Source organism: Paracoccus sp. TRP, from assembly GCF_000185925.1.
Classification (GTDB): Bacteria; Pseudomonadota; Alphaproteobacteria; order Rhodobacterales; family Rhodobacteraceae; genus Paracoccus; species Paracoccus kondratievae.
Window position 1 is genome coordinate 66,531 of sequence record NZ_AEPN01000021.1, and the last position, 10,023, is coordinate 76,553.

Genomic DNA, 10,023 nt, shown 5'->3' on the forward strand with positions numbered 1-10,023 from the left:
ATGCAGACGAATTTCACCGCCGAGCAACTGGCCGATCCCGGCACCGCCCGCGCCAACGAGATCTTGCGCAGCTGCGTCCATTGCGGGTTTTGCACCGCCACCTGTCCGACCTACAAGGTGCTGGGCGATGAGCTGGACAGCCCGCGCGGTCGCATCTACCTGATCAAGGACATGCTGGAAAACGGCAAGGTCCCCGACGTCAGGACCGTGCGCCATATCGACCGCTGCCTTAGCTGCCTGTCCTGCATGACGACCTGTCCTTCGGGCGTGCATTACATGCATCTGGTTGATCACGCCCGGGAATATATCGAAAAGAACTACCGTCGCCCCTTTGGTGACCGGGCGCTGCGCTGGCTTTTGTCGCGCATCCTGCCCTATCCGGGGCGCTTTCGTCTGGCGCTGCGCGGTGCGCAGCTGGCCCGGCCTTTGCGCCATCTGATGCCCGATGTGCGGCTGCGGGCGATGCTGGATCTGGCGCCGGGCAAAGTGCCGCCGCCCAGTCTGAACGACCGCCCGCAGGTCTTTCCCGCCGAGGGGCAGCGCCGCAGGCGCGTGGCGCTGCTGATCGGCTGTGCGCAAAGGGCGCTGAACACCGATATCAACGATGCCACTATCCGCCTTTTGCGCCGCCATGGCTGCGAGGTGGTGATCCCGCGCGGCCTTGGCTGCTGCGGTGCACTGACCCATCACATGGGCCGGACCGGGGAAAGCCATGCGCAGGCTGCCGCCAATATCCGCGCGCTGATGGCCGAGGTCGCAGGCGATGGGTTGGATGCGGTGGTCATCAACACCTCGGGCTGTGGTACCACGGTCAAGGATTACGGGCATATGTTCCGCAATGACCCCCTGGCTACGGATGCCGCGCGGGTCGCGGCCCTGGCCCGGGACATCACCGAGGTCATGGCCGATCTGGGTCTGCGCGATCCCGGCCATGCCGAGCCTTTGCGCGTCGGCTATCACGCCGCCTGTTCGCTGCAACACGGCCAGCAGATCCGCGCGACGCCGAAAGAGTTGCTGGCGGCAGCCGGGTTTACCGTGCTTGAGCCCAGGGACGCGCATATCTGCTGTGGCTCGGCCGGGACCTATAATCTGATGCAGCCGGAAATCTCGGCCGAGTTAAAGCGGCGCAAGGTCGAGACGCTTGAGGCGCTGACCCCGCAGGTCATCAGCGCCGGTAATATCGGCTGCATGATGCAGATCGGTTCGGGCACCGGGGTTCCGGTCGTCCATACCGCCGAACTGCTGGACTGGGCGACCGGGGGGCCAAGGCCACGCGCCCTGCAACCCGCCGCCTGAGGCTGCGCGCGGGAAAGTGCTTTTACACGGGCGCCCCTGAAGGCCGGCGTTGAGTCGGCCCCGCGCCTGTGCAAGCCTTTCCCTGTCGCATAGGTGTCATTGCCAGACAGGAGGGCAAATCCCGTGACCAAGACCATTCTGGGCCTCAGCGGCAGTTTGCGGCGGGCTTCGTTCAATTCGGGCCTATTGCGCGCAGCAGCCGATGTGGCGCCCGAGGGCGTCACCATTCAGATCGGCTCGATCCGCGAGGTGCCGCTTTACGACGGCGATCTTGAGGCTGCCTCGGGTCTGCCCACCGCGGTGCGCGAATTGCAGTCGCAGCTGGGTGCGGCGGACGCGCTTTTGCTGGTGACGCCTGAATATAACAACGGCATCCCGGGCGTGCTCAAGAATGCCATCGACTGGCTGTCGCGGGGCGAGGGGCTAGGCCTTTTCGTCGGTAAGCCCGTTGCGGTGATCGGCGCGTCTCCGGGCGGGTTCGGGACCATCCTGGCCCAGAACCACTGGCTGCCGGTTCTGCGCACGCTCAAGACCGATCTGTGGACCCAAGGGCGGCTGATGGTGTCGCGTGCCGAATCGCTGTTTGATGATCAAGGCAACCTGACCGATGAACGCACCCGCGAAAGCCTGCGCAAATACCTCGCAGGCTTTGCCTCGGGGCTGTAACGCCGGGCCGGGCGCGGCCTGAAATGCCAGGGCGGACGGGCGTGCGTACAGGGATATGCGATTTTCCTGTGAGGTACTGCGGTTCGCTCTGGTTTTTTTGCGGCCGGACTCGCATTAGCCTGTCCACATAATCAGATCCGAGGGACAAGATGGGCTATTTTCCTGAATGGCGCCCCGCCGTGGGGGCCACGGTTCTACCCAACGAAAAGCTGCCACTGACAGCAGCCGTGCCGATGAGCCTGCAGCATCTGCTGGCGATGTCCGGCTCGACCATCCTTGCGCCGCTGATCATGGGTTTTGATCCCAATGTCGCGGTGTTCTTTTCCGGCATTGGCACGCTGATCTTTTTCGCGGTGACCGGGGGCCGGGTGCCAAGCTATCTGGGGTCGTCCTTTGCCTTTATCGCCGTGATCATGGCGGCGACCGGCTTTGCCGGAGGCGGGCCGAACCCGAATATCGCCGTCGCGCTTGGCGGGATCATCGCTGCGGGCTTTGTTTACGCGCTGATCGGGCTGGTGGTCATGGCCATCGGTTCGGGCTGGGTCGAAAGGCTGATGCCGCCGGCTGTGACCGGCGCTATCGGCATGTCGATCGGGCTGAACCTTGCCCCGGTGGCGGTCAAGCAACTGGCGGGCAGTCATGCCCATCTGACCATTGCACTGGCGACGGTGCTGTGTATGGCGCTGGTTTCGGTCTATGGGCGGCAGGCGACGCGCCGGGTTGCGGTGCTGATCGCGCTGGCCTTTGGCTATGCGCTGGTGCTGATCTTTGGCAACGGGCTTGGGATCGTGCCGGGCATCGACTTTGCCTCTGTCGCAGCCGCGCCGTGGTTCGGGATGCCCCATTTCACCGGGCCGAAATTCGACTGGACCGCGATTACGCTGATTGCGCCGGTCGCTGTGGTGCTGGTGGCCGAGAACCTGGGCCATATCAAGGCTTTGGGTGCAATCACCGGACAAAGCATGGATCGCTATGTCGGCCGTGGTTTTCTGGGTGACGGCCTTGCCACGATGCTGGCCGGGATGGGCGGCGGCACCGGCGTCACGACCTATGCCGAAAATATCGGCGTGATGGCGATGACCCGCGTCTATTCGACGCTGATCTTTCCGATGGCGGCCGTCATCGCGATCATGCTGGGCCTGTCGCCCAAGTTCGGAGCGATCCTGCAAACCATCCCGGCGCCGGTTCTGGCGGGGCTTGCGGTCTCGGTCTTTGGCCTGATCGCCTCGGCCATGGCGCGGATCTGGGTCGATAACAAGGTCGATTTCTCGGACCCGAGGAACCTGTTTACCGTCGGCGTGGCCCTGATTCTGGGGGCAGGCGATTTCACCGTCAGCATCGGGAATTTCGCGCTGGGAGGGATCGGTACTTCGACCCTGGCGGCGCTGGTTCTGTATCAGCTGCTGGGCTTTGGCCGCCGGGCCTGAGCGACAAGGGCCGATTCGTCGCCACCCCGCGCGGATCGGCCCCCAATCTGGGGGTATAGAAGCGGCCCGCCACCGCTGATATCTCGGTCTGGTGTTCAACAACCTGCTGCGGGCGCGGGAATATCACCCTTCGCGCTCGCGTTACAGCTGAGTGCGTGCCCGGCATGAAACGGGGCCGGAGTTGCCGTCTTGCTGCCTGATTCTGCTGTCTCTCACTCTGCTTTACGGCGGGGATGCGACGGATTCCCGCGCATATCGCCTTGTTCTGCCGGCATGGTTCCGCTGAATGCCGGGGCCGGGGCAGTTGCGGATGGACGCTGGCGTCCGGACGTATTAGGAAGGCTGCCGACGCGCGGGCGCGCATGTCCCGTGCCAGAGCAAAAACGAAGAACAAAGCGAAACCGAGCAGACAGATGCAATCCGGCAAAAGCGCGGCCGAGGTCGTCGCGACCGTGAAGCCATTCCAGATCCGCGGCCGTTCCTTTACGGCGGTGGCCCTGCATCTGACCGGCCGGCCCGACCGTGCCTTTTTCCAGGCGCTTGAGGCGCGGCTGAACCAGACCCCGCTGTTTTTCGAGAACGCGCCGCTGGTCATCGACCTTGAGCTGGCCGACGGGCTGGACAGTGCCGAAGAGCTGATGCGCCTGACCGCCGAGCTGCGCCGCCGCAAGCTGTCGGTCTTTGGCATTCAAAGCGGCACCCCCGCACAGGCGCGCGCCGCCAATGAGGCCGGGCTGATTTCGCTGCCCGCAGGCCGCGATGTCGCGTTGGAACGAGTGACCCGTCAGGGCAGCCGCTCCGTACCCGCCACCCCCGCACCCGCGCCGAAAGAGCCCGCGAACCGCATGGTCACCCAGCCGGTGCGTTCGGGCCAGACGGTTTTTGCCGACCGGGGCGATCTTGTCATCGTCGGTTCGGTCAGTTCGGGGGCCGAGGTGATCGCGGCGGGCAATATCCATATCTATGGCCGGTTGCGGGGTCGTGCGTTGGCCGGGGTGAACGGCGATACCTCGGCGCGCATCTTTTGCCATGCGCTTGATGCCGAGCTGCTGGCCATTGCCGGGCTTTACCGCACCAGCGAAAATCTGGGCGCCGACACACCGCGGCAATATGTGCAGGTCTATCTTCAGGGCGAGGTGCTGCGCATCGAGTCCCTCAAATAACCCATGATCGAAAGGAAACGCTCGTGAGCAAGGTTATCGTAGTCACCTCCGGCAAGGGCGGCGTCGGCAAGACAACCTCGTCGGCCGCTATCGGCGCCGGGCTCGCCATGCGCGGTCACAAGACGGTCGTCATTGATTTCGACGTGGGCCTGCGCAACCTCGATATGATCATGGGTTGCGAACGGCGCGTGGTCTTTGACTTTATCAACGTGATTCAGGGCGATGCCAAGCTGAAACAGGCGCTGATCAAGGATCGCCGGCTTGAGAACCTGTTCATCCTGCCGACCTCGCAGACCCGTGACAAGGACGCGCTGACGAAAGAGGGCGTCAAGGCCGTCCTCGACGAACTGCGCGAAGAGTTCGACTATATCGTCTGCGACAGCCCCGCCGGGATCGAGCGCGGCGCCCATCTGGCGATGTATTACGCCGACGAGGCCGTCGTGGTGACAAACCCCGAGGTGTCGTCCGTGCGCGACAGCGACCGGGTGCTGGGGCTTTTGAACAGCAAGACCGCTTTGGCTGAAAAGGGCGACGGCAGCGCGGTCAAGGCGCAGCTTTTGCTGACCCGCTTTGACCAGAACCGTTCGGCTAATGGCGAGATGATGAGCGTCGATGACGTGCTTGAAATCCTGGCCATCCCGCTGCTGGGCATCATCCCGGAAAGTACTTCGGTGCTGAAAGCCTCGAACGAGGGGACGCCGGTGTCGCTGGATGAGAAATCGCCCGCAGGCAAGGCCTATCTTGACGCGGTCGGCCGTCTGGTCGGCGAGCAGATCGAGATGCGCGCCAATCCGGGTGAACAGCGGCGCGGTTTCTTCCAGCGGCTTCTGGGACGGACGGCCTGACCATGTTCAGTTTCCTGACCCGCCAGCGAAAGCCCAGCTCGGCCCAGACCGCCAAGGAGCGTTTGCAGATCCTGCTTGCCCATGAACGGTCGAGCGGCGCGAAAAGCCCCGACTTTCTGCCGCTGTTGCAGCGCGACATCCTTGAGGTGGTGCGCCGCCACATGGATATCGACAGCGATGCCGTCGATATCAAGCTGGAGCGCAGCGACGATCTGTCGAGCCTCGAAATCAATATCGAGCTGCCCTCGGGAAAGGTTGAAAAAGCGCGGACCTTGTAGGGTCCGCGCCGTCGCCTTGACTGCCTCTGTGGTGGTTCAGGGTCAGAGCGTTCCTTTTTCCATCTCGGCAGCGATATGTTCGGCCTGCCGGATTGCCAGTGCGACAATGGTCAGCGTCGGGTTTTCGGCTGCCGAGGTGGTGAATACCGAACCGTCCGAGACAAAGAGGTTCGGGATGTCATGCGACTGGCCCCATTTGTTCACCACGCCGTCACGCGGATTTTCCGACATGCGGTTGGTGCCAAGGTTGTGGGTCGAGGGGTAGGGCGGCGTCGGCAGAACCCGCGTCGCGCCCGCCGCACGATAGATCCGCTCACCCGCCGCATAGGCGTGGTTGCGCATCGCGATATCGTTCGGGTGATCGTCGTAATGCACATTTGCCACCGGCAGGCCGAACCGGTCCTTTTCGCCGGGGTTCAGGGTGATGCGGTTGGTTTCCTGTGGCAGATCCTCGCCCACGATCCACATGCCCGCCATGTTTTCATAGCTGTCGAGGGCCGAGGTGAACTCGCGTCCCCAGCCGCCCGGGTCCATGAATGCCGCCATGAAGGGCACGCCCAGCGACAGGGTTTCCAGCTCATAGCCGCCGACAAACCCGCGCGAGGGGTCGTGATGGGCCTCGTCCTGGACGATGCCGGCCATGGTCGTGCCGCGCCACATGCGTACCGGGCGTTCAAAGATCGCATAGACCGAACCGGTCGTGTGGCGCATGTAGTTGCGTCCGACCTGACCCGAGCTGTTCGCCAGCCCGTCCGGGTACCGTTCCGAGGCCGAGGCAAGCAACAGACGCGGGCTTTCGATCGAGTTCCCGGCCACTGCGACGATACGCGCGCGCTGGAGCTGTTCGGTTCCGTCCTTGTCGATATAGCGCACGCCGGTGACCTTGCCGTCGTCGTCATGCTCGATCCGGGTGGCGTGGCAATGGTCGCGGACCTCAAGGTTGCCGGTCGCCTCGCCGCGCGGAATATCGGTATAGGCGGCCGACCATTTCGCGCCCCATTTGCAACCCTGGAAGCAAAAACCGGTCTGCTGGCAGGCCATACGGTCGTCGTTGTCGACCGAGTTGATGGCCATGCGCCCGGTCGAGACCTTGCTATAGCCTGCCGCCTTGGCGCCTTTTTCAAGCACGAGGTAATTGTTGTTCCCGGGCAGGCCCGGCCAGTCATTGGTGCGGGTCACGCCCAGCTTTTTCTCGGCCAGATCGTAATAAGGCTCAAGATCCGACAGGGTGATCGGCCAGTCCAGCAGGTTTGCCCCATCGACCCGGCCATAAGTGCTGAGCGCCCTGAACTCATGCTCCTGAAAACGCAGCGAGGCGCCAGCCCAGTGGATCGAGGTGCCGCCCACCGCTTTGACGATCCATGCGGGCAGGTTGGCGAAATCGCGTGCGATCCGCCAGTCGCCTGAGGTGGTGCGCATGTCGCCCCAGCTGAGCTGGGCGAAACTGTCCCATTCGTCGTTGATGTAATCTTCGGGCAGATAGCGGCCTCCGGCCTCCAGCGCGACGACCTTGATGCCCCTTTGGGCCAGTTCGTTTGCCAGCACGCCTCCACCTGCGCCAGTTCCGACCACGACCACGACCGAGGCATCGTCATGTTCGAATTTAGCAACATTATCAGCCATGTCCGTCCCCCCTTACAGCCAGTCGATGTCGTTGAAACCGCGCTCGATATAGCCGCCGTGAGAGAAGCTTTCCCCCTCATAGCCAAAGACCGGCCAGATCTCTTTCTGGTTATAAAGCCCGGTCACCAGCCCGGCGCGCACGGTCTGGAAAAAGGGCGTGCGCTCGATCATGCGCAGCATGGTGACACGGTCCTTTTCCCAGCCGGCCGAAAGGTAGTCGTCAAAGCCCTGCGCCTTGGCGACAAGGTTCAGGCCGGTAATGCCTTCTTCGACCATCTGTGCCTTTTCGGCCGTGTCATATCCCTTGACGGCGATGGCATAGTAACGGTCGGCGATGCGATCATGCGGATAGATATCGCGCGCCATCTGGATCAGCGTCGCCATGGTCGCGGGCTTCAGCGTGGTGGTCTCGACCGCCCAGGCGGCATCGCGGGCGGCGACAAAGCCTGAGCCGACCACAAAGGTCGCCCCCGCCGCCATGGCGCGCGCCAGCAGGCCACGCCGGGTCAGCCCCCTGACATTGCTGCCAGAGGGGAAGTTATGTGCAACAGTCATTCTTTCCTCCCTTAGTTGGTGGGCCCGCCGCCTCGGCGGGGTGCCTGCCTAGAGATACCGGCCAGCGCGTTGCAGCACCTCGATCTCATAGCCGTCGGGGTCCGTGATGAAGAAGAAGCGGGCGATCACCTCGCCTCCGGGTGCGAAATCGACCAGCTTTCGCGGGGCAAGGCCTGCATCGGTCAGCCGCTTGTGCTCGGCCGCGACATCATCGACCGAGACAGCCAGATGGCCATAGCCGCTGCCCAGTTCATAGGGCTCCTCCCGGCCCTTGTTGATGGTCAGTTCCAGCTCGAAGGTGCTTTCGGCACTGGCCAGATAGACAAGGGTGAAGTTGTCGAAATCCAGGCGCTCGACGGGTTCAAGGCCGAACGCCGTCTTGTAGAAGGCAAGCGACCGCGCCTCGTCCAGCACGCGGATCATCGAATGTATCATCTTGGCCATTGCGGGTGTCCTTTCCGATCTTCCATCTGGAATATCGGATCAGGCGCGGGCCCGTGGGTAGCATCATGCTACCACGATGAAAATTTCCTTGAAAACCGGCCGGGGGCAGGTCAGGCAGCCTGCGAAACCTGCCTTGCGGCGCGACGAAAATCCTGTGCGCCCTGTCCGCGCAGCTCAAGCTGGACCAGGCAGGTACAACGCAGCAGAGAGGCAAAGTTCACCGGCTCTCCCCTAAGCTGCAGGACTTCGGATTGCAGGGTGGAAAGAAAGGCGGGTGTTGCCATGCCTTCGCTGGCAGCGATCCCGTCCAGGATATCCCAGAAAGCCCGCTCGAGTCGGATCGAGGTGCTTTGCCCGTTCAGCCGCAATTTGCGGGTCACCGGCTGATAGCGGCGCGGATCCTGATGCGAGAATACCTGACACATGGCATGGTTCCCAGACTGGCAAGCGTTCGGCGATGATAGCACAAAGATCAGCGCCGGCCATGGGCCGGGCGGATCTTCTGAGATATTGATCGCCCCCTGACGATGACGCAAACCGGCATGGGCAGGCAAGACAGGCAGAGGGATGATATGATGACATTGCCGCAGGGTTCCATGCGGGTCGGCCTGACCCCGCCGTGGCTAATCGCCGATCTGGGGCATCAGCGGCGGGTTCTGTCCTTTGCCCCGCATCGTCCCGGTTTCTGTCGGGCGCGGCATATCCTGATCCGTCAGGTGCGTGACGCTGATCTGACCCCGGATCTGGACGCTGCCCGCTGGCTGGGGGATCAGATGGGGCGCATCGGTCATGCCGGTGGTGTTGGTATGATGACCTCACGCGCGATCAGCCATTACCGATGCGCCTCATCCGGGCCGGTAAGCTGTCTTGCCACGGTAGGCCTTGGCAATGCCGAGCGGGTGGGCCACCGCCGCATGATCCCGCGGCGCGGCCATGGCACGATCAACATTGCCCTGCTGATCGAAGAGGGGCTGACCGAACCCGCGATGATCGAGGCGCTGAGCATAATTGCCGAGGCCCGCACCACAGCCATCCTGATGGCGGGGATCGAGCTGTCGACGGGCCGCGCCACCGGCACAGGGACCGATTGCATCGCGCTGGCTTGCGATGCAGGCGCGACCTGCCATGCCGGGCTGCACACGCCCTTGGGCGAGGCAATCGGGGCGGCGGTCTATGACGCGGTGCTGGCGGGGGCGCTTGACTGGATCGCCGAGCATGGCGCGCAGACCCCCGCCGCGGCAGTGCCTAGCCCAGTATGAAGCCCAGCCGTTCCAGTGTCTGGCGCAGCTTATGGCGGCCCTTCAGTGCCGCGACATCACGCAGCCGGTCGACAAGAAGCGCGCTCCAGCTTTGCGGGGGCAGGGACTGCTCGGCGCGAAAGGCTTCGGTCGCGCGGTCGTGGCGGGCGATGGCCTCGGCCAGCGGGGCGGTCGAATAGGTCTCGTGATGCAGCACCGCCTGTTGAGGCAGGCGCGGCTTGACCGCCGTTTCGACCTTGCGGTCAGGATGACCGACAACCAGACCGAACACGGCTGCCGCCCGGCGCGGCAGGTTCAGCAGTTCGGCCACTGCCTTGGGGTCGTTGCGCAAGGCGCCGATATAGACCGTGCCAAGCCCCAGCGATTCCGCAGCGATCAGCGCATTTTGCGCTGCGAGAGCCGCGTCAATGGCGGCAAGCAAAAAGGTCTCGGTGTAGTCAAGACTGTTGATTTCCGTCGAGACGTGA

Annotated in this window: 12 protein-coding genes; 7 read left to right on the forward strand and 5 right to left on the reverse strand. The window is 63.6% G+C overall.

Features of this window, described 5'->3' with window-relative positions:
* From glcF to minE, 6 genes are all read left to right on the forward strand, one after another.
* The gene (gene glcF, locus PARACOCCUSGL_RS0112515) at window positions 1-1,296 is read left to right on the forward strand and encodes a glycolate oxidase subunit GlcF (protein ID WP_010397059.1); all 1,296 of its coding nucleotides are present in this window, start codon (window positions 1-3) and stop codon (window positions 1,294-1,296) included.
* 123 nt (window positions 1,297-1,419) lie between these two features.
* Window positions 1,420-1,962: an NADPH-dependent FMN reductase gene (locus PARACOCCUSGL_RS0112520; RefSeq protein WP_010397061.1), complete on the forward strand. Its 543-nt coding sequence runs from the start codon at window positions 1,420-1,422 to the stop codon at window positions 1,960-1,962.
* Window positions 1,963-2,111: 149 nt separating this feature from the next.
* Window positions 2,112-3,389 carry a solute carrier family 23 protein gene (locus PARACOCCUSGL_RS0112525; protein WP_010397063.1) on the forward strand — a complete coding sequence of 426 codons (1,278 nt, stop codon included), beginning with the start codon at window positions 2,112-2,114 and terminating at the stop codon, window positions 3,387-3,389.
* Between the two features lie 413 nt (window positions 3,390-3,802).
* Window positions 3,803-4,552 (forward strand): septum site-determining protein MinC, encoded by a 750-nt coding sequence (minC, locus tag PARACOCCUSGL_RS0112530; protein WP_010397066.1) that lies wholly within the window; start codon window positions 3,803-3,805, stop codon window positions 4,550-4,552.
* Window positions 4,553-4,575: 23 nt separating this feature from the next.
* A complete protein-coding gene (minD, locus tag PARACOCCUSGL_RS0112535; protein WP_010397068.1) occupies window positions 4,576-5,397 on the forward strand; it encodes a septum site-determining protein MinD in 822 nt (273 codons plus the stop codon).
* Between the two features lie 2 nt (window positions 5,398-5,399).
* The gene (minE, locus tag PARACOCCUSGL_RS0112540; protein ID WP_010397070.1) at window positions 5,400-5,675 is read left to right on the forward strand and encodes a cell division topological specificity factor MinE; all 276 of its coding nucleotides are present in this window, start codon (window positions 5,400-5,402) and stop codon (window positions 5,673-5,675) included.
* A gap of 42 nt (window positions 5,676-5,717) precedes the next feature.
* On the opposite strand, the gene PARACOCCUSGL_RS0112545 is transcribed toward minE, so the two are convergent.
* From PARACOCCUSGL_RS0112545 to PARACOCCUSGL_RS0112560, 4 genes are all read right to left on the reverse strand, one after another.
* Window positions 5,718-7,298, reverse strand: coding sequence for a GMC family oxidoreductase (locus tag PARACOCCUSGL_RS0112545; RefSeq protein WP_010397074.1), 1,581 nt, complete (start codon window positions 7,296-7,298; stop codon window positions 5,718-5,720).
* A 12-nt stretch (window positions 7,299-7,310) separates the two neighbouring features.
* Window positions 7,311-7,853 carry a hypothetical protein gene (locus PARACOCCUSGL_RS0112550; RefSeq protein ID WP_010397076.1) on the reverse strand — a complete coding sequence of 181 codons (543 nt, stop codon included), beginning with the start codon at window positions 7,851-7,853 and terminating at the stop codon, window positions 7,311-7,313.
* A gap of 48 nt (window positions 7,854-7,901) precedes the next feature.
* On the reverse strand, window positions 7,902-8,297 hold the full coding sequence (locus tag PARACOCCUSGL_RS0112555) for a VOC family protein (RefSeq protein ID WP_010397079.1): 396 nt from the start codon (window positions 8,295-8,297) through the stop codon (window positions 7,902-7,904).
* Between the two features lie 110 nt (window positions 8,298-8,407).
* On the reverse strand, window positions 8,408-8,722 hold the full coding sequence (locus tag PARACOCCUSGL_RS0112560) for a ribbon-helix-helix domain-containing protein (protein WP_010397082.1): 315 nt from the start codon (window positions 8,720-8,722) through the stop codon (window positions 8,408-8,410).
* A gap of 147 nt (window positions 8,723-8,869) precedes the next feature.
* Between PARACOCCUSGL_RS0112560 and PARACOCCUSGL_RS0112565 the strand changes: the two genes are divergently transcribed.
* A complete protein-coding gene (locus PARACOCCUSGL_RS0112565) occupies window positions 8,870-9,556 on the forward strand; it encodes an adenosylcobinamide amidohydrolase (RefSeq protein WP_010397084.1) in 687 nt (228 codons plus the stop codon).
* On the opposite strand, the gene PARACOCCUSGL_RS0112570 is transcribed toward PARACOCCUSGL_RS0112565, so the two are convergent.
* Window positions 9,543-10,023 (reverse strand): nitroreductase family protein (locus PARACOCCUSGL_RS0112570; RefSeq protein ID WP_010397088.1); only part of this gene is annotated, 481 nt, incomplete at its 5' end. The genes PARACOCCUSGL_RS0112565 and PARACOCCUSGL_RS0112570 overlap by 14 nt on opposite strands.

Excerpts from the sequence above, each read along its gene's own strand:
- PARACOCCUSGL_RS0112565 (WP_010397084.1), top strand. The coding sequence starts at position 8,870 with ATGATGACATTGCCGCAGGGTTCCATGCGGGTCGGCCTGACCCCGCCG.
- PARACOCCUSGL_RS0112545 (WP_010397074.1), bottom strand. The coding sequence starts at position 7,298 with ATGGCTGATAATGTTGCTAAATTCGAACATGACGATGCCTCGGTCGTG.
- PARACOCCUSGL_RS0112525 (WP_010397063.1), top strand. The coding sequence starts at position 2,112 with ATGGGCTATTTTCCTGAATGGCGCCCCGCCGTGGGGGCCACGGTTCTA.
- minE (WP_010397070.1), top strand. The coding sequence starts at position 5,400 with ATGTTCAGTTTCCTGACCCGCCAGCGAAAGCCCAGCTCGGCCCAGACC.
- PARACOCCUSGL_RS0112555 (WP_010397079.1), bottom strand. The coding sequence starts at position 8,297 with ATGGCCAAGATGATACATTCGATGATCCGCGTGCTGGACGAGGCGCGG.
- minC (WP_010397066.1), top strand. The coding sequence starts at position 3,803 with ATGCAATCCGGCAAAAGCGCGGCCGAGGTCGTCGCGACCGTGAAGCCA.
- PARACOCCUSGL_RS0112550 (WP_010397076.1), bottom strand. The coding sequence starts at position 7,853 with ATGACTGTTGCACATAACTTCCCCTCTGGCAGCAATGTCAGGGGGCTG.
- PARACOCCUSGL_RS0112560 (WP_010397082.1), bottom strand. The coding sequence starts at position 8,722 with ATGTGTCAGGTATTCTCGCATCAGGATCCGCGCCGCTATCAGCCGGTG.
- glcF (WP_010397059.1), top strand. The coding sequence starts at position 1 with ATGCAGACGAATTTCACCGCCGAGCAACTGGCCGATCCCGGCACCGCC.